General features: G+C 66.0%; 20 protein-coding genes, 7 tRNA genes and 1 riboswitch. Of the genes, 15 read left to right on the plus strand and 12 right to left on the minus strand.

All coding sequences use genetic code 11. The features are described from left to right. Nucleotides 1–8: 8 nt before the first annotated feature. The gene (locus N2K95_RS07080; RefSeq protein ID WP_260653494.1) at nt 9–866 is read right to left on the minus strand and encodes an SDR family oxidoreductase; all 858 of its coding nucleotides are present in this window, start codon (nt 864–866) and stop codon (nt 9–11) included. Nucleotides 867–1,025: 159 nt separating this feature from the next. Between N2K95_RS07080 and N2K95_RS07085 the strand changes: the two genes are divergently transcribed. Next, nucleotides 1,026–1,508, plus strand: a complete 483-nt coding sequence (locus N2K95_RS07085) for a hypothetical protein (RefSeq protein WP_260653495.1) — start codon at nt 1,026–1,028, stop codon at nt 1,506–1,508. Nucleotides 1,509–1,545: 37 nt separating this feature from the next. Then, the gene (locus tag N2K95_RS07090) at nt 1,546–2,043 is read left to right on the plus strand and encodes an SRPBCC domain-containing protein (protein ID WP_260653496.1); all 498 of its coding nucleotides are present in this window, start codon (nt 1,546–1,548) and stop codon (nt 2,041–2,043) included. On the opposite strand, the gene N2K95_RS07095 is transcribed toward N2K95_RS07090, so the two are convergent. From N2K95_RS07095 to N2K95_RS07130, 8 genes are all read right to left on the minus strand, one after another. Then, the gene (locus N2K95_RS07095; protein ID WP_260653497.1) at nt 2,033–3,010 is read right to left on the minus strand and encodes a GNAT family N-acetyltransferase; all 978 of its coding nucleotides are present in this window, start codon (nt 3,008–3,010) and stop codon (nt 2,033–2,035) included. The two genes, N2K95_RS07090 and N2K95_RS07095, sit on opposite strands and share 11 nt — an antisense overlap. 94 nt (nt 3,011–3,104) lie before the next feature. After that, nucleotides 3,105–3,389 (minus strand): hypothetical protein, encoded by a 285-nt coding sequence (locus tag N2K95_RS07100; RefSeq protein WP_260653498.1) that lies wholly within the window; start codon nt 3,387–3,389, stop codon nt 3,105–3,107. Nucleotides 3,390–3,618: 229 nt separating this feature from the next. Continuing rightward, nucleotides 3,619–3,692, minus strand: a tRNA-Gly gene (locus N2K95_RS07105). Nucleotides 3,693–3,717: 25 nt separating this feature from the next. Next, nucleotides 3,718–3,789 (minus strand) — tRNA-Val (locus N2K95_RS07110). A gap of 56 nt (nt 3,790–3,845) precedes the next feature. Next, nucleotides 3,846–3,919 (minus strand) — tRNA-Gly (locus N2K95_RS07115). 28 nt (nt 3,920–3,947) lie between these two features. Beyond that, a tRNA-Val gene (locus N2K95_RS07120) sits at nt 3,948–4,019 on the minus strand. Nucleotides 4,020–4,047: 28 nt separating this feature from the next. Further along, nucleotides 4,048–4,121: transfer RNA gene (locus N2K95_RS07125), tRNA-Cys, on the minus strand. A gap of 71 nt (nt 4,122–4,192) precedes the next feature. After that, nucleotides 4,193–4,266, minus strand: a tRNA-Gly gene (locus tag N2K95_RS07130). Nucleotides 4,267–4,490: 224 nt separating this feature from the next. Between N2K95_RS07130 and N2K95_RS07135 the strand changes: the two genes are divergently transcribed. The 11 genes from N2K95_RS07135 to N2K95_RS07185 all read left to right on the plus strand — a co-directional run bounded on the left by N2K95_RS07135 (nt 4,491) and on the right by N2K95_RS07185 (nt 14,213). Continuing rightward, nucleotides 4,491–4,562, plus strand: a tRNA-Val gene (locus N2K95_RS07135). Nucleotides 4,563–4,644: 82 nt separating this feature from the next. Then, a complete protein-coding gene (locus N2K95_RS07140) occupies nt 4,645–5,589 on the plus strand; it encodes a PD-(D/E)XK nuclease family protein (protein ID WP_260653499.1) in 945 nt (314 codons plus the stop codon). Between the two features lie 74 nt (nt 5,590–5,663). Beyond that, entirely contained in the window at nt 5,664–6,266 is a 603-nt protein-coding gene (gene def, locus N2K95_RS07145; RefSeq protein WP_260653500.1) for a peptide deformylase, read from the plus strand. 12 nt (nt 6,267–6,278) lie between these two features. Then, nucleotides 6,279–7,208, plus strand: a complete 930-nt coding sequence (fmt, locus tag N2K95_RS07150) for a methionyl-tRNA formyltransferase (protein ID WP_260653757.1) — start codon at nt 6,279–6,281, stop codon at nt 7,206–7,208. Beyond that, nucleotides 7,205–8,707: an RsmB/NOP family class I SAM-dependent RNA methyltransferase gene (locus N2K95_RS07155; RefSeq protein ID WP_260653501.1), complete on the plus strand. Its 1,503-nt coding sequence runs from the start codon at nt 7,205–7,207 to the stop codon at nt 8,705–8,707. The genes fmt and N2K95_RS07155 overlap by 4 nt, the downstream gene beginning before the upstream one ends. Before the next feature lie 10 nt (nt 8,708–8,717). Then, nucleotides 8,718–9,380 (plus strand): ribulose-phosphate 3-epimerase, encoded by a 663-nt coding sequence (rpe, locus tag N2K95_RS07160; RefSeq protein ID WP_260653502.1) that lies wholly within the window; start codon nt 8,718–8,720, stop codon nt 9,378–9,380. 15 nt (nt 9,381–9,395) lie between these two features. Then, a riboswitch (FMN riboswitch) is annotated at nt 9,396–9,541 on the plus strand. 133 nt (nt 9,542–9,674) lie between these two features. Continuing rightward, nucleotides 9,675–10,358, plus strand: coding sequence for a nicotinamide riboside transporter PnuC (pnuC, locus tag N2K95_RS07165; protein WP_255792463.1), 684 nt, complete (start codon nt 9,675–9,677; stop codon nt 10,356–10,358). Nucleotides 10,359–10,434: 76 nt separating this feature from the next. Beyond that, nucleotides 10,435–10,842, plus strand: a complete 408-nt coding sequence (locus N2K95_RS07170; protein ID WP_260653503.1) for a DUF1801 domain-containing protein — start codon at nt 10,435–10,437, stop codon at nt 10,840–10,842. Between the two features lie 159 nt (nt 10,843–11,001). Further along, complete coding sequence (locus tag N2K95_RS07175; RefSeq protein WP_260653504.1) at nt 11,002–12,087, plus strand: DNA alkylation repair protein; 1,086 nt, start codon at nt 11,002–11,004, stop codon at nt 12,085–12,087. A 35-nt stretch (nt 12,088–12,122) separates the two neighbouring features. Further along, nucleotides 12,123–12,938 carry a CPBP family intramembrane glutamic endopeptidase gene (locus N2K95_RS07180; RefSeq protein ID WP_260653505.1) on the plus strand — a complete coding sequence of 272 codons (816 nt, stop codon included), beginning with the start codon at nt 12,123–12,125 and terminating at the stop codon, nt 12,936–12,938. Between the two features lie 18 nt (nt 12,939–12,956). Continuing rightward, nucleotides 12,957–14,213 carry an MFS transporter gene (locus N2K95_RS07185; protein ID WP_260653506.1) on the plus strand — a complete coding sequence of 419 codons (1,257 nt, stop codon included), beginning with the start codon at nt 12,957–12,959 and terminating at the stop codon, nt 14,211–14,213. A gap of 5 nt (nt 14,214–14,218) precedes the next feature. Here N2K95_RS07185 and N2K95_RS07190 read toward each other — a convergent pair whose 3' ends face one another. Genes N2K95_RS07190 through N2K95_RS07200 form a run of 3 tightly spaced genes read right to left on the minus strand, consistent with a single transcriptional unit; the run spans nt 14,219 to nt 15,580 of the window. Beyond that, nucleotides 14,219–14,641 (minus strand): RidA family protein, encoded by a 423-nt coding sequence (locus N2K95_RS07190; RefSeq protein ID WP_260653507.1) that lies wholly within the window; start codon nt 14,639–14,641, stop codon nt 14,219–14,221. 49 nt (nt 14,642–14,690) lie between these two features. Further along, nucleotides 14,691–15,233 carry a GNAT family N-acetyltransferase gene (locus tag N2K95_RS07195; RefSeq protein WP_260653508.1) on the minus strand — a complete coding sequence of 181 codons (543 nt, stop codon included), beginning with the start codon at nt 15,231–15,233 and terminating at the stop codon, nt 14,691–14,693. Continuing rightward, on the minus strand, nt 15,230–15,580 hold the full coding sequence (locus N2K95_RS07200) for an ArsR/SmtB family transcription factor (protein ID WP_260653509.1): 351 nt from the start codon (nt 15,578–15,580) through the stop codon (nt 15,230–15,232). The genes N2K95_RS07195 and N2K95_RS07200 overlap by 4 nt, the downstream gene beginning before the upstream one ends. Nucleotides 15,581–15,656: 76 nt before the next feature. Here N2K95_RS07200 and arsB point away from each other — a divergent pair, with 76 nt between their 5' ends. Together arsB and N2K95_RS07210 are read left to right on the plus strand one after the other, a co-directional pair. Then, nucleotides 15,657–16,820, plus strand: coding sequence for an ACR3 family arsenite efflux transporter (arsB, locus tag N2K95_RS07205; protein ID WP_407080126.1), 1,164 nt, complete (start codon nt 15,657–15,659; stop codon nt 16,818–16,820). Next, complete coding sequence (locus N2K95_RS07210; protein WP_260653510.1) at nt 16,817–17,239, plus strand: arsenate reductase ArsC; 423 nt, start codon at nt 16,817–16,819, stop codon at nt 17,237–17,239. Before arsB ends, N2K95_RS07210 begins: the two co-directional genes overlap by 4 nt. Nucleotides 17,240–17,253 lie beyond the last annotated feature (14 nt).

The raw sequence follows: 17,253 nt of genomic DNA on the forward strand, positions 1-17,253 counted from the left end.
GACGTTGCTCAGTCGATCCAGGAACGCATCGTGTCGATCAGCGGCTCGGTAGGCCTTCCGATCAGCTTGGACAGCTCTCCCGGCGCCGGAGCCAGCGCGCCGTCGTGCATGTTGGCATTGAGCGTGCCCAGGAATCCAGCGGTCCCCTCATCGAGTCCGAGGCCGATCAGTTGTTTCTGTTCCTCCGCCGGTGTCAGGACCTCGTAGCGGACGGGAGTGCCAAGCACCTCCTGAGCGGCAGCCGCGAACTCCCAGTAGGTCCAGGCCGTGTCCCCGGACAACTCATAGGCCGTGCCCTCATGGCCCGGAGTGCTCAGCACGACGGCGGCCGCCTCGGCATAATCCCGGCGCGGAGCGCTGGCAATGCGGCCTGAACCCACGCTGTTGGCAACGACGCCCGTCCGGCGTGCGGCGTCGAACTCCTGCCGGTGGTTTTCCGTGTACCAACCGTGACGCAGAAAGGTCGACGGAATGCCGGAGGCGGTGATGAGCTCCTCCGTGGCCCGATGATCCGGAGCGAGGGCGAGTACCGACGTCGGCGCGTCAAGAACCGACGTGTAGACCAGGTGACGGACCCCGGCATCCTGCGCCGCTTCCACCGCGGTGGCGTGCTGCGGCACGCGCCGTCCCGGTTCGCTCATGGAAATAAGCAGGACCTTTTCGACGCCGTCCAGCACACCGGCTGCGGTGGTGGCGACGTTGAGGTCAACCTGTGCGGTACGCAGGCCGCGGTCGGCAAGCTCGGACAGGCGGTCCCGGTTGCGGCCGAGGGCAAGAATGTTCCCCGGGGCGGTGCCGCGTCCTATCAGGGAGTCGATGGTGAGGCCGCCGAGCTGTCCGGTTGCACCGAAGATGGCAATGCTCATGGATGGTTCCTTTCAACGAGGATCCGGGAGGCCATCCCGGCGGCAGGAATCGGTGACAGAGTAGGACACTGCCGGCTAGGTCGCCAGCGAGGCAAGTGGACGGTACCGTTTGCACATCGACAGCCGGCACCCAGCCGAGCAGACGCAGAAGGGGGCACCATGGCTTCGCAGAGATTGGCCGGGGGCGTCAGGTTCGTAGAGCGCCCGCCCGGATGGCTTCGGTGGGGAGGCGGTGCCTTCCTGGCAGCCGTTGGCGGCGCGTTGGCCGTCGGGGCAGCCGCCGATTCCGTCTGGCCGTTGTATTTAGCGGCCGCAGGGCTCCTGCTCGCTGCCGGTTGGTGGTGCTTCCTTGCGCGGATCACGGTCGCGGTGGACCAGCAGGCCGCCATCCTGAGAGGACCCCTGTGGAATCGATCCATTCAGCGCCAAAACATACAGGACATTACGGTGGCCAAAGATCACGGCCTGAATACCGGACTGGTGAACTGGCCGGTGACACGGCACGCACACGGCTCCCTGACGAGGCTTAACCTGGGCGGCGCCGGTGCCGTGACGTTCTCCGACGGCGGCAGCCACCGCTACCAAGTGGTGCTGGAGGATCTTTCTGCCGCCGAGGACCTGGCCGACGTGCTCAGGGCCTGATCTGCGGCCGGCGCCGAGGTGTGCCACAATCGTGGCCATGCCGCTGACTTCCGTCTCCGCCGACAATGGTTCCCTGGCGATCGCCTGGTCCTTTTCCGCATCGGTTGAGGCCGTCTGGAACGGATTGACCGATGCCGGCTTGCTGTCCCAATGGCTGGGCCGGCCGATCGAATGCGATGTGCGAACCGGCGGAACGGTCGCCGTCGACCACGGCGAAGGCTACAGATCCCGCAGCGTCATCACGGAAATGGCCCGCCCGCAGAAGCTGGCCATGACCTGGGAGTTCCCGGAGGAACCTGTTTCCCGGATCGCCATCCGGCTGCGCACCGTCGATGCCGGAACACTGCTGGAATTCGCGCACCACGATCTCGGGACCCTTGTGGATTCCTACGGGCCCGGTTGGATCACCCACCTGACGTATCTGGAGGCCGCCGTCGCCGGCGCTGCACTTCCCAACGCACAGTTCTGGCCGCTGCATTCCACTCTGGAGACGCTGTATGCGGCCCACCTGGAGCAGAAGCGGATTACGGCCTGACGTTTTTCTTCTGCAGGATGATCTCCGTCTCGACGGGCGTAAAACCAAGCCGGGTGTTGATGGAACGCATCCAGACATTCTGATCATCGCTGCTGGTCCGGACTCTGGAGACATTTCCACTCTCAACAGCACGGTGCAGCGACGCCAGCTTCACAGCTGCCCCGAGTCCGTGGCCGCGGTGGCCGGTAACCACGAGCGTTCCTTCAATCTGCGCCGGGCGGCCGGGATGGGTGGCGGCGAGCAAACAGGTCCAGGCCGCCACGTTTGCGTTCAGGTCCACGGCAATGGATTCAATGACTGTGGATCCCTGAGCCACCCACAGGTCGATTTCTTCCGCGTATTCAGCAGGGGAGACCGGGGTCTCGCCCCAGCCGAGCTCACCGTTGGGGGCCTCGGCGTCCACCAGGCCTTTGATCTGTCCCACTTGTTCCCGGAACCGTTCCGGGACGCCGTTGACGTACGTCGAGATCTCGTAGCCCGGCGCCGTCGTCGGGCCGGTCAACTGGGCGTCGCGGAGGTCAAGTTCGACGACGGTTTCGGTGGTTGCCGCGGTATAGCCCAGCGGGGAGGCGAACTTCCGGGTGAGCGCATCGATTTCGGCTGTGGTGGAGCGGTAGGCGCTTGCCACGAACCTCGTGGTCGACGCCGGACTCGCATCTTCCGCTGCACGGGCCAGCGCGGATCCAACTCCCGTGTTCTGGTGGGCAGGATCGACCCAGACAAATATCCACGTGGTGTCCGGAGTGTCCGCTGAATTCATCGCGGCAGCAAAGCCAAGCAGCGTGGTCCCGTTCCAGGCTCCAAACAAATGGTTTCGCCATCCGTTGGGTGTGCGCCACCCGAGAATACGTGCTTCCCGGCCGAGGGGAGTCCATCCGGTCCGGACATTTTGGTTAGCTGAGGATTCAACGCGGTACGCAGCAGCCATGTCGGCGTCATTAGTGAGGTCCAGCGGGCGGATGTCCATGGACGACACTCTAGGCATTTAAAACAATTCCGGCGCAGCACCCCTGGGTGCCGCGCCGGAATTGTTTTACCGGCACAGGGCCGGTCAACGCTGGTTACGCGTTGTTGTTGTTGCTGTGTCCGCGGTGGCCGGACTTGGCCAGGCCGCGGGCAACCATCAGACCGACCGTGAGGAAGGTGATGTATTCCATTGCCTGTGCGGCGTTGAACGCGTCAAGGCCGTTTTCGCTGGCGTTGTCGCCGACAACTGCAGCCGTGATGACCGTGGCGATAACCGCCAGGACGTAAACGGCGAATTCGAGGGTCCGCGTGGACACCTTGATGTCGTTGGCGTTGCGAACGGTGGTGCTGTGATCGTTGTGAGTCTGCGTATTCGCCATGTGGGTCTCCTAAGTAGTGGTGTGAGCGGCCTGACGGCCATGCAACTTTGATCCCGCTACTGAAACCATGTCGACATTTTCTCTACTCGAAAGACTTTATGCGTAGGAGAACTAATAAGCAAACTTACATTTGGCACCCGGGCGTCGGACTGGTGGGGGAGACGCTTAAACAAAAGAAGGAACAGGCAAAAACCTGTTCCTTCTTTTCCGGCGGTCAAAGCCGGGGGAGAGCGGACGACGGGATTCGAACCCGCGACATCCACCTTGGCAAGGTGGTGCTCTAGCCAGCTGAGCTACGTCCGCAAATAAAAACAGTCGAAACTGTCCGTGCGCGATACTGGGATCGAACCAGTGACCTCTTCCGTGTCAGGGAAGCGCGCTACCGCTGCGCCAATCGCGCCCTAAACTGCTCGGCCCGTTCAGGATTACTCCTGGAAAACCATAAGCAGAAGGGAGAGCGGACGACGGGATTCGAACCCGCGACATCCACCTTGGCAAGGTGGTGCTCTAGCCAGCTGAGCTACGTCCGCAAGAAAAGTACTGAAACAGTACTGTTCGTGCGCGATACTGGGATCGAACCAGTGACCTCTTCCGTGTCAGGGAAGCGCGCTACCGCTGCGCCAATCGCGCCCATAAATGGGTTCTTTACAATCCACTGTGGAGGTGGGGACGGGATTCGAACCCGCGTATACGGCTTTGCAGGCCGCTGCCTCGCCTCTCGGCCACCCCACCGTAACCGCCGCATAAAGCTTTGGAGAACCGAACCCGTAAACAACCGGGACCGGCTTGTACAGTGACTTGCGAGCGGACGACGGGATTCGAACCCGCGACATCCACCTTGGCAAGGTGGTGCTCTAGCCAGCTGAGCTACGTCCGCATGTTGATGAGTCGAGGTGCTAAGTGCCCCGGAATGCTTGCGCTTTCCGCGGCGAACCCCCGCTTTCCAACGAAGAAAAACTCTATAGGACGTTTGCGGGTTCGTCCAATCGGCCCCGGGATCAGGGCTGGTTTGGACTCGCGCCGGATGTGGGCTAGCATCTTTACACGTTGGAGTGCTTACGGGCGCATCAGCTCCAAACAGCAGAACAAAGCAGTACAGAGGGGCGATTGGCGCAGTGGTAGCGCGCTTCGTTCACACCGAAGAGGTCACTGGTTCGAACCCAGTATCGCCCACCCTTTCTTACCGGCAGGCATCAGGAATCACTCCTGGTGCCTGTTTTGGTTAAACGTCAGAGCCGGGTGACAAACTGTCTGTATGACTGAACCAGCACTGGCCCACGCCACCGAATACGGCCGCATGTACTCGCGGTCGCTTTCCGAGCCGCCCACGGTCCCGTCCATCACCACAGTGATTTCCCAGGGCTCCACCTCCCTGGACGGCTGGCACAGCTATATGGCGGCCTCCGCCGTCGTGAAGGATCCCAAGCTCACCGCCGCGCTCGGCAGCCCGTCCCAGCTGCGTTCCGTAGTGAAGGAAGCGTCCTCGGCCTCCGAACGCTACCGCGACGCCGCTGCCCAGCGGGGTACACGCGTCCACTTCTACTGCGAACAGGTGGCGCTCCGGGCCCTGGGCCGGCCGCATGAAGTTGAACGCGCCCGCGAGGACCTGGCCGCCCGCGGAGAGCACCAGTTCGCGGACCGGTTCGACGAATGGTGGAAGCTCTACGACGTCCAGCCCATCGCCCCGGAAATTACCGTGTGGAATGCCGAACTCGGCTACGCAGGCACCCTGGATCTCGTGGCGCGCATCGGCGGCCGGCTTTGCCTGATCGACTACAAAACCAAGAACACTGACCGAGACGGCCAGGTCAAACAGCTGGATGACAAAGTAGTTATGCAGCTTGTTGCAGGCATGAAGGCACAGGAATCCCTGGTCGACGCCGCTGCCGGCACCTGGGAGCCGTGGGCATACGGCCAGGACCCGCTGCTGCTCGGAGTCGCCGTTGGACAGACCGAGGTGCGTCCCATGCGGGCCAACCCGGACGTGCTGCCCCAGCACTGGTTCAAGTTCTGCGCGCTGCGGCGGGTCTGGCAGACCAGCATCGACGCCGTTGCCGCCGGCCGTGCCCTGCTTCCCGTGCCGCCGCCCCCGGTGGGAGCACACGAAACCCCTGCCCCGCGGGCTGCACCTCCCGCCGCCTCCGCCCCCGAGACTGCAGATCCGCAGACTTCAGTGCCGGCAGGCGCTCCGCAGCCCTGATCGTCCCGGTCAGCAGCGGAGCCAACTAGACTGGATTCCGATCCCATGCAGCAACAGTAAGGAACGAAACTCCAATGGCCATCCTGACTATCCGCACGCTCGGCGACCCGGTCCTGCGGACCCGCGCCGAAGACGTGACCGACTTCGGCCCCGAACTGGCGAAGCTGGTAGCGGACATGGAGGAGACCATGGAGGACGTGGAAGGGGCCGGACTGGCTGCGCCGCAGGTCGGCGTGAGCCTTCGGGTCTTTACCTACAGCGTCGACGGCCAGTCGGGCCACGTCGTGAATCCGGTCCTGGAACTCAGCGAAGACCTCCAGCCGGACCACCTGGAAGGCTGTCTGTCCATCCCCGGACTCGGCTACCCGGCCCCGCGCTTCCGCTGGGCCCGGGTCACCGGCGTCGACCTGCACGGCAACCCGATCAGCATCGAGGGCGAGGGCATGCTCGCCCGCTGCTTCCAGCACGAAACGGACCACCTGAACGGGTCGCTCTACATCGACCGGCTCGAAGGGGAACACCGTAAGGAAGCCCTGCGGGCCATCCGGCAGCGCGAATACGACGCCGTCGCGGACCGCACCGCGGCCCTGCGCGCCCAAAGCGTGGGGTCCAGCTTCGGCACCTTCGGCCAGGTCGCCGCCGCCAAAGGCACCTTCGGCACCCAGACCGGAGCTTAGGTAAGCGTGACACTGCGAGTCCTGTTCGCCGGCACCCCCGCGGTGGCCGTGCCGTCCCTGAACGCACTGATTGACGCCGGGTTCGACGTCGTCGGCGTCCTTACCCGTCCGGACGCGCCGCTGGGCCGCAAGAAGGTCCTGACGCCGTCGCCGGTCGCCGCCCGCGCCCAGGAGCTGGGCCTGCCGGTCATCCGCGCGGCGAAGGTCGACGACGAAGCGATCGCTGCCATTAGCGCGCTGGAGCCCGACGTCGCCGCGATCGTTGCGTACGGCGCCCTGGTTCCGGCCCGCGCCCTCACCGTGCCGAAGCACGGCTGGATCAACCTGCACTTCTCCCTGCTGCCTGCCTGGCGCGGTGCCGCTCCCGTGCAGCACGCCGTCATCGCGGGGGACGACATCACCGGCGCCTCGACCTTCCTGCTCGAAACCGGACTGGACACCGGCCCGGTGTACGGCACGCTCACTGAAACGGTGCGGCCCGAGGACACCAGCGGCGATCTGCTGGAACGCCTCTCGCACTCCGGTGCCGTGCTGCTGGCACAGACCCTCAGTGCGGTCGACGCCGGCGCTGCCGTACCGGTGCCGCAGCAGGGCGACATCACCCTGGCGCCCAAGCTCAGCATCGACGATGCCCGCGTGGACTGGCAGCAGCCCGCCCTGGCCATCCGCCGCCGGATTAACGGCGTCACGCCCGAACCCGGCGCGTGGACCACCTGGGACGGCGCCCGGTTCAAGATCGGAGCTGCCCAGCTGCGCTCCGACGTCACCGACCTGCGCCCCGGACAGGTCCGCTTCACCGGCGGCGGGGACGCCGCCGCCGTCGTGGGCACCGGCTCACACGGACTCGAACTGCTGCGTGTCCAGCCCGCAGGCAAGAAAATGATGCCGGGGGCCGACTGGGCCCGCGGCCTCGCCAACCGTGAGGACGTGGTCTTCGAATGACCCCCCAGCCCGACCAGCCCAACAAACACCGCAACGACAAGGGCCACGAACGCCGCCGCGCCGCCGTCAAGACCCGGACAGCCTCCGCCCCCGGCCAGCGCACCCGTGCCGCTGATCCGGCCCGGCTGGTTGCCTTCGAGGTGCTCCGCGCCGTCTCCGGCGAGGACGCCTACGCCAACCTTGTGCTGCCCAAGAGCATCCGCAAGCACCGGCTGGACAAGCGCGACGCCGGCTTCGCCACTGAGCTGGCCTACGGCGCACTGCGCGGCCAGGGAACCTATGACGCCATCCTCGCCAAGTGCGTGGACCGCCCGCTGGAACGGCTGGACCCCGCCGTCCTCGATGCCCTCCGCATCGGCACGCACCAGCTGCTGGCCATGCGCGTGCCGGCCCATGCCGCCCTTGACCAGACCGTGGGCCTGGCCCGTGCCGTCATCGGCGCCGGACCGTCGGCACTGATCAACGCGGTGTTGCGCAAGGTCTCCGCCCGCAGCCTGGACGAGTGGGTGGAGATCCTTACCGAGGGTGAAACCGACGCCGTGAAGCGCTCCGCCATCGAGCACGCGCACCCGGAATGGATTGTCCGTGCCCTCCGCCAGTCCCTGGTGGCGCACGGACGCAGCGTCGACGAAATCACCGACCTGCTGCGTGCTGACAATGACGCCCCGGTCGTGAACCTGGTCGCCCTGCCCGGACTCGGAAACCTCGATGAGGCCCGTGCCGCCGGAGCCGTGGACGGCGAGCTCGTGAAGGACTCCGCACTGTTCTCCGCCGGCGACGTCGGCCGGCTGGACTCGGTCCGCGCCGGCACCACCCGGGTGCAGGACGCCGGCTCGCAGCTGGTGGCCCGCGCCCTGGCCGAACTGGACCTCGGCGGTGCTTCCGTGGATGAAGACGGCGTGGAAAAGTGGCTGGACATGTGCGCCGGCCCCGGTGGAAAAGCGGCGCTGCTGGCCGCCCTCGCGCACGAATCCGGAGCCGTGCTGCTGGCCAACGAGCCCGCTCCGCACCGGGCGCAGCTGGTCCGCCAGGCGCTGGACGCGGTGCCGGGGGAGACCTGGAACGTGCGGACCGGAGACGGCCGCACCATCGCTGAGGACTACCCGGAAACCTTCGACCGGATTCTCGTGGACGCTCCGTGCACCGGTCTGGGGGCCCTGCGCCGCCGCCCGGAGTCCCGCTGGCGCCGCAAGCCCACCGACGTCGGCGAACTCGGTATCCTGCAGCGCGAACTGCTCACCACCGCCGTGGATGCGGTGAAGCCCGGGGGAGTGGTGGCCTACGTGACGTGCTCACCGCACCCGGCGGAAACCACCGCCGTTGTCGCCGATGTGATGCGCAAACGCAACGACCTGGAGCTACTCGACGCCGGCGCTGCCCTGGACGCGGTCAGCCTGCCCGGCTCGCTGGAGGCCGGCCATGAATCCACCGCCCAGCTCTGGCCGCACATCCACGCCACTGACGCCATGTTCCTGGCGCTGATCCGCCGCAAGATCTAGGAGACCCTTCGTGAGCAAGTGCTGCATCAACCCGAGCATCCTCTCGGCCGACTTCGTGAACCTCGAAGCCGAGCTGCAGCGGATCAGCGCCGCGGACGCCGTGCACGTGGATGTGATGGACAACCACTTTGTACCGAACCTGACCATCGGGCTGCCCGTGGTCGAACGGATCCAGCAGGTGTCCGCGCTGCCGCTGGACGCGCACCTGATGATTGCCGACGTCGACCGCTGGGCGCCGCTGTACGCCGAGGCGGGCCTCGCTTCGGTCACGTTCCACGTGGAAGCATCGGCGGCGCCGATCAAGCTGGCCCGCGATCTGCGGGAGCGCGGTGCGAAGGCCGGCATGGCCCTGCGTCCGGCCACCCCGGTGGAGCCGTACCTGGACATGCTGTCCGAGCTGGACATGCTGCTGATCATGACCGTGGAACCCGGCTTCGGCGGGCAGAAGTTCCTGGACGTGACGCTGCCGAAAATCCGGCGCGCGGCTGAAGCCGTCCGCGGCTCCGGGCTGCCGCTGGCCATCCAGGTGGACGGTGGAATCTCGCAGGAGACCATCGAACGGGCAGCGGAGGCGGGTGCAAACGTCTTTGTGGCCGGCTCGGCCGTGTACGGCGCGGGTGATCCCAATGACGCTATCCGCAAACTACGCGCATCTGCCGAAGCGGCTGTGTAAGAATAGTTAGCAACAAACGTGCTCCGGGGTCGGTGTAATTCCGAACCGGCGGTTATAGTCCGCGACCCGCACTGCTGATCCGAGAACCTCGGAGAAGCGGTTCGGTTGAATCGGTGAAATTCCGATACCGACAGTTAAAGTCTGGATGGGAGAAGCACGTGCAGTTTGTTGTTCCGCCGGCTTTGCCGACCCTTCGAGGTCCCCTTTTCCAGGGGTGACCCCTCGAACCGGACGCATCCCGGCGATGCATCGCACTGTCGTACCCCCGGAGCACCCGCTTAGGGATAGGACGACATGGATTTTCTGCGATGGCTCTTCGAGGCACAGATTCCGGTGGGCTCAAGCTCACTGCTGGTGCGCGAACTTGTGGGCAACATCTTCGGGCTGCTCAGCGCCTTCGGCGGTATGCGCCGCAAAGTCTGGGCCTGGCCGGTCGGCATCCTCGGCAACCTGCTCCTGCTGACCGTCTTCCTCGGCTCCATGTTCGGCGGGGCCGATACCGCCACCCTGCTGGGTCAGGCCGGACGGCAGATCATGTTCATCGCCGTGTCCATCTACGGTTGGCGACGCTGGCAGCAGAGCAAGACCAACGGCGAGGACGCCGTCACCCCGCAGTGGGCCACCGGCCGTCAGCGGATCGGGCTGGTCACCATCATGCTGCTGGGAACCGTCGCCCTGACCCCCGTTTTCGCCCGGCTGGGTTCCTACGAACCGGTGTGGGCCGATGCCTGGACCTTTGTCGGCTCGCTGCTGGCCACCTACGGCATGGCCAAAGGCTGGGTCGAGTTCTGGCTCATCTGGGTGGCCGTGGACATTGTGGGCGTGCCGCTGCTCTTCAGCACCGGCTACTACGCCACCGCCTTTATGTACCTCTTCTACGGCGGCTTCACCCTTGCCGGCTTCTTTGTCTGGTGGAAGGCCAAGCGGGACGAGAAGCCGCAGGTGGAAGTGATGATGCCGGATCCGCGTACCCGGTAAAGAACCCTTGGCCGGCAGTTAAACCCGGGGCCGGCGCCCAGGATGGACGCCGGCCCCGGCAACGAGGAGGCGCACCATGGAACCAACCAGCACCAGTGTCAGCAGCTTTATCGACGGCGTTGCGTCGCCCGTTCGCCGCCGCGACGCCCAGACCCTGGTCGCGCTGATGGCGCGGATCACCGGCGAGCAGCCGGCTATGTGGGGGCCGTCGATCGTCGGCTTCGGCAGCTACCACTACAAATATGCCAGCGGCCGGGAGGGGGACGCCGGCGCGGCGGCATTTTCTCCGCGCAAGGACGCCACCACGGTGTATCTTCCTGACGGGGTGGACACGTACACCGAGCAGCTGTCCCGCCTCGGGGACCACAAGACGGGTGCGGGCTGCCTCTACATCAAGGATCTGGCTAAGGTGGACCTCGATATCCTCGGAGGGATCATTGCCGAGTCCTACCGGCGCGTTACCGCGGAAACCCCCGGCAGCTGAATCGACCGGAAGGACGACTCATGAGTGAGCAGGACAGCCGCGGCCTGGGGACCAGCATCGACGACGCCTGACCTGAAAACCTCTCACTCCGTTCCGATAGGCTGGTTTGGCCCGATGCGGGTATCAAAGCAGCCGGAACGGGGGAGCACCATGGGTGCGATGGACGATTTGCTGGGACCGAACGAGGTCAAGGCACTGCACGATGTGCTGGCCGGCGCGGCACCGGGCGTCGATTGGGACGGGGTGCTGGCCACCCGGACCCGGCTGGAACCGCTCTCGCTGCGCGGCCGGACCGACGCCGTCGCGCACGCCCTCGTTCGCGCGTTGGGCACCTACCCCACGGCTGCAACGGCGTTCCGTGACGCGCTGGAGGATCCGGGCTTCACCGGTTGGGCGCTGTGGCCGGTCACGGAAGCAGCGGTCACCTTGGCACTGGACGACGGCGGCACCCGGGCCTTCGACGACGCCCTGGCCCTGCTCGCGGAACTGACTCCGGGGCTGACCAGCGAGTTCGCCATCCGACGGCTGCTGCAGGCCGATCATGACCGGGCACTGGCCATCATCCGGACCTGGACCGACCATCCCAACGAACACGTACGCCGGCTGGCCAGCGAGGGAACCCGCCCCTACCTGCCCTGGGCCGTCCGGGTACCGCTGCTGCTCGCTACCTCCGGGGCCACGCTGCCGCTGCTGGATGCACTGCACAATGACGAGTCCGAATACGTGCGCCGGTCCGTCGCCAACCACACCAACGACCTCGCGCGGCACGCACCCGAGCTGGTGCTGGAGACAGCCGCGCGCTGGCAGCAGACAGGCACGCCCGGCAGTGCATGGGTGGTCCGGCGCAGCCTGCGCACCCTGGTGAAAAAGGGCAATCCCGGCGCGCTCGAGCTGATGGGTTTTCATCCGGCGGAGGTGAGCGTTAACGGCCTGCGTACGGAAACAGCCATCCTGCAGCTGCCCTGTGAGCTGGCCTTCAACTTTGACCTGACGAACACCGGGGAGACTCCGGCCCGACTGTCGGTTGATTACGCGGTGCACTACGTCAAGGCGAACGGAGCGACGGCGGAGAAGGTTTTCAAGCTGACCACCGTGTCCCTGGAACCGGGGGAGTCGCGGCAGCTGAGCGGCCGGCACGGGTTCCGGCAGATGACCACCCGGCGGCATTACGCGGGCACGCATGCCCTGGAAGTCCAGGTCAACGGGGTCCGGCACGGCCGGCTGGAGTTTGATCTGGTCCTATAGGGTCCCCGAGGACCACGGCTTGTTAGCCTGTGCCCATGAAATCAGTCACGGTCCGGCAGCCCGGGCCCTCCGCCGTCGAAGTCCAACGCGCTGGACGGCGGGCAGCGTGGCTACTGCTTGCCCGCCTCGGAATGGTGGCGGCCGCAACGGTGGCGGCCTGGTGGATCGTGCTGGCCGTCGACGGTACGGCCACGTTCCCGCCCACGCCGATGCTGGCCGCCCTCAGCCTGATTCCGGTGAACATCGCCTCGCTGCTGCTCGTTTCGCGTCTGCTGAAAAGCGAGGGCTCGAGCCTGCGGTCCCTCTTCGCGCCGCGGCGGTCGGTGTTTCGGGACGCCGGGTGGGGCCTGCTGTGGATCGCCGTCCTCTATGTACCGTTTGTCCTCGCCGTTATGGCCACGATGTGGGTGCTGCATGGCTCCGGCATGTTCGACGCGTTCGCCACCGTGTTCTACGACCCCGACGCCGCCACAATCGCCTCACCGGTCTGGTCACTGATCCTCGGCATCCTAGCTGTGGTGACATTCGCTCCGTTGAATGCCCCGGCCGAGGAAGCCGTTTACCGCGGCTACGCGCAGTCCCGGCTTTCGGCCTCGTGGTCACCGTGGCCGGCGATGCTCGTCTGTTCCCTGGCCTTCGGCGCGCAGCATGCGTTCTTCGCTCCGACCACCGACGCGATGGTTGTGTACGTGGTTGCCTTCACCGTCTGGGGGCTCGGGTCGGCGCTCATCGTCCGCGCCCAGGGCCGCCTGCTGCCGATCACCATCGCGCATCTGATCGTGAACCTCATGACGAGTTCGCCTGCAGTTGTGTTCCCGATCCTAGTGCTCACCGGCGTCGTGCAGTACTGACTGGGTTACGGGACCGCAATGAACCAGACAAATGAAGCCGGCGTGATGGATGAGGCGCGCCGTGCCGCAGTTCAGCGGCGTACCCTCACCGTGGTTGTCCTCAGCCAGATTCTCGGCGGGGCGGGGCTGGCCGCGGGCGTCACGGTGGGGGCCCTTCTGGCGCAGGACATGCTTGGGTCGGAGGGGCTGTCCGGCCTGCCGGTGGGGCTGATTACCTTGGGGTCCGCGCTGGCTGCCTACCTCGTGGGAAGGGTTACCCAGCGGGCCGGACGGCGCATCGGACTCGGAGCCGGTTTCCTGACCGGTGGCCTCGGTGCGCTGGGCGTGGTCCTGGCTGCTGTGGTGGACAGCCCTCTTCTGCTGTTTGCGGCGCTGGTCCTTTACGGAGCAGGAACGGCCACCAACCTGCAGGCTCGATATGCCGGAACGGACCTTGCGCTACCGGACCGCAGGGGGCAGGCCATCAGCATTGCGATGGTCTCGACGACGTTCGGGGCGGTTGCCGGACCCAACCTGGTGACGCCCATGGGCCGCTTCGCCGACGGCCTCGGTATCCCTGCCCTGGCCGGCCCGTTCCTTCTTGCCGGAGCGGCGTTCCTGGCCGCCGGCGTCGTACTGCTGGTGCTTTTGCGCCCGGATCCGTTCTTGCTGGCACGCCTGTTTCGGAACCAGGCAGCGGATCCGGTGGAGGGCACCGTCGGTGCAGCAGCGGTACGTCCGGGGACCGGAGTCTACGTGGGTGCCGCCGTGATGGTGCTGACCCAAATCGCGATGGTGGCGATCATGACCATGACGCCGGTCCACATGCGGGCGCACCACCATGAGCTTGCTGCAGTCGGCATGGTCATCGGCGTGCACATCGGCGCGATGTATCTGCCGTCGCTCGGAACCGGCGTCTTAGTAGACAAAATCGGGCGTACTCCAATGGCTATCGCTTCTGGGGTAACCCTGCTCTTGGCCGGAGTCACCGCAGCCTTCGCACCGGGGGAATCCCTGGGCCTGCTGATCCTGGCCCTCGCCCTGCTCGGTATTGGCTGGAACTTCGGCCTTATTTCCGGCACGGCACTGGTGGTTGATAACACGTCCCCGGAGATCCGCCCACGTGTCCAAGGCAAGATCGATGTGCTCGTTGCTTTGGCCGGGGCCGGCGGGGGAACCCTGTCCGGCGTGGTGATGGCGGGCACCAGCTACGCCACACTAGCCCTTTCGGGCGGCATCCTGGCCTTGCTGCTGATCCCGGTGCTGTTCTGGGCCCGGCGTAGCAAGGCGGCCTGAGGTCGTTAGTCGCGGACGGCGGCTACGGCTTCAATTTCGACGAGCTGGTGGTCGTAACCCAGCACCGTCACTCCCAGCAACGTACTGGGCGCGTCGTGGCTGCCAAAGGCATCCCGGACTACTTCCCAGGCGGTGACCAGGTTCGAGTGGGAGCTGGACGCCACCAGCACCCGGGTGCTGAGGACGTCCTCGAGTGAAGCCCCTGAAGCCTTCAGTGCAAGCTCCAGGTTCACCATGCATTTCGCCGCCTGTCCGGCGTAATCGCCGATGGCCGCCGTCGAACCGTCTGCCTCCAGTGGGCAGGAGCCGGCGAGGAAGATCAACCGCGCGTCGGCGGGTGCCGTGGCGGCATAGGCGTACTCTGCGGCGTCGGAAAGCTGTGCGGAGCGGATGAGGGTTACCTGGGAGGACTGCGCTGAGACTGACATGGGTGCAGTCTAAGCGGCCCGGTTCCGCTCCCGTGGTTGACCGGCCGAGTTAGTCGGTTCCGGCGGTACCGCTGCGCCGCTCCAGGAACAGGGTGTCCCGCCATTGACCAGCGTGCGGTCCGTGGCTCATTTTCGCCACGCGGTGGCGCCTGCCAACCACGCGGAAGCCCTCTGCCTGGTGCAGGGCGAGGCTGGCCGTGTTCTCCGGAAAGATACTGCACTGCAGCGTCCAGATTCCCGAGGTCTCCGCGGACGCCACCAATGCACGCAGCAGAAGCCTTCCGATGCCGCGTCCTCTGGCTGCGGGGGCGATGTAAACAGAATGTTCGACGACGCCCCGGTAGGCATCCCGGGTGGAAACGGGGGAAGCCGCAGCCCATCCCAGAACGCCGTGTCCTGCGTCGGCAACAAGCCGGAGCCCGGGTAGATGGCCGGAATCAAAGGCTTCCCACGCGGGCACCTTGCTCTCGAAGGTCGCGTGGCCGGTGGCAATCCCCGCCGCGTAGATGCTGCGCACCGATGGCCAGTCCGAAGCCAGCAGGGAACGGACGAGCACCGCACCTCCCGGCTCAGCGGCAGGCCTGCTGCTCACCGGGGCGACAAAACAGCAGCAGCGCGTTCCAGTGCACCCGGCACGATGGAGTAGTAGGCCCAGACGCCGCGCTTCTCGCGGTGCAGGATGCCGGCGTCGACCAGGATCTTCAAGTGGTGGGACACCGTCGGCTGGCCCAGTCCGATCGGTTCGGTGAGGTCGCACACGCAGGCTTCCTTGTTCTCCTGCGCGGCGATCAGCGAGACCAGGCGCAGCCGGGTCGGCTCGGCCACGGCCTTGAGCAGCTGGGCGAACCGCTGGGCATCTTCGGCGCTCAGCGCTTCGGAGGTCAGCGGGGTGCAGCAGGCCTCAACGGCGGGAGCGGGAGCTGTCAGTGCAGTGGTCACCTGCCCATTATGCACAGATTGACAGGTATCGATATATCTCGGGATACTCGACATCGAGAGATATCGATATTCATCAATGTCGGCCGCCAGGTCAGCATCCCCGCCGAGGAGCTTTGTGAGCACGTCCACCGCACCACCCCAGACAGGCCAGGTCACCGCCCGGCTCTCCACCCTGGACCGCTTCCTGCCGCTCTGGATCCTCGCCGCGATGGCCGCCGGCCTGCTGCTGGGCCGTCTGGTTCCGGGCATTGGACCCGCGCTGGACTCGGTGAAGGTGTCGAATGTATCGCTGCCCATCGCCGTCGGCCTGCTGGTGATGATGTACCCGGTGCTGGCCAAGGTCCGCTACGACGAAACCTCGCGGGTGATTGCCGACCGGAAACTGATGATCACATCGCTGGTGCTGAACTGGGTGGCTGCACCGGCGTTTATGTTCGCGCTTGCCTGGATTTTCCTGCCGGACCTGCCGGAATACCGCACCGGGCTGATCATCGTGGGGCTGGCCCGCTGCATCGCCATGGTGATGATCTGGAACGACCTGGCCTGCGGTGACCGCGAAGCCGCCGCCGTGCTGGTGGCCATCAATTCCGTGTTCCAGGTCCTCGCCTTCGGCGCGCTGGGCTGGTTCTACCTGCAGGTCCTGCCCGGCTGGCTCGGCCTGGAAACCACCAGCACCGGCTTCTCTTTCTGGGCAATCACGGGCAGCGTCCTGATCTTCTTGGGCATTCCGCTGCTGGCCGGCTTCCTCACCCGCGTCCTGGGCGAAAAGGCGAAGGGCCGCGACTGGTACGAGGGTACGTTCCTGCCGAAGCTTGGCCCGTGGGCACTGTATGGCCTGCTGTTCACCATTGTGCTGCTGTTCGCCCTGCAGGGGGACGAGATCACCTCGAACCCGCTCGACGTCGCCCGCATCGCCCTGCCGCTGCTGGTCTACTTCCTTGTGGTGTTCGGCGCCGGCATGCTCCTGGGCAAGCTCCTGGACCTGGGCTACCCCCGCACCACCACGCTGGCCTTCACCGCCGCCGGGAACAACTTCGAACTGGCCATCGCCGTGGCGATCGGCACCTACGGTGTGACCTCCGGACAGGCGCTGGCCGGCGTCGTCGGACCCCTGATCGAAGTCCCGGTCCTGGTCGCGCTGGTCTATGTCGCCCTCTGGGCGCAGAAGAAATACTGGCCCGCCGCCACTCCCGCCCTTGCCACCTCTCCAAACGCCTCGACAGAAAAGACGAACCGATGAGCACCACCGAAACCCCCGCCAAGCCCTCCGTCCTGTTTGTCTGCGTGCACAACGCCGGGCGGTCGCAGATGGCTGCCGCGTACCTGCGCACCCTCGGCGAGGGGCGGATCGACGTCCGGTCCGCCGGATCCGCGCCCGCCGACTCGGTCAACCCCGCCGCCGTCGAGGCGATGGCCGAGGAGGGCATCGACATGTCCGCAGAGCTGCCCAAGGTGCTGACCACCGAGGCAGTGAAGGAGTCCGACGTCGTGATCACCATGGGCTGCGGCGACGCCTGCCCGATCTTCCCCGGCAAGCGCTACGAGGACTGGAAGCTCGAGGACCCGGCCGGCCAGGGCGTGGACGCCGTCCGCCCCATCCGCGACGACATCAAGGCGCGGATCACAGCACTCATCGCCGATCTGCTGCCGGCTAAGTAAAACCTTCGTACTCC

Source organism: Arthrobacter zhaoxinii (genome assembly GCF_025244925.1).
Classification (GTDB): domain Bacteria; phylum Actinomycetota; class Actinomycetes; order Actinomycetales; family Micrococcaceae; genus Arthrobacter_B; species Arthrobacter_B zhaoxinii.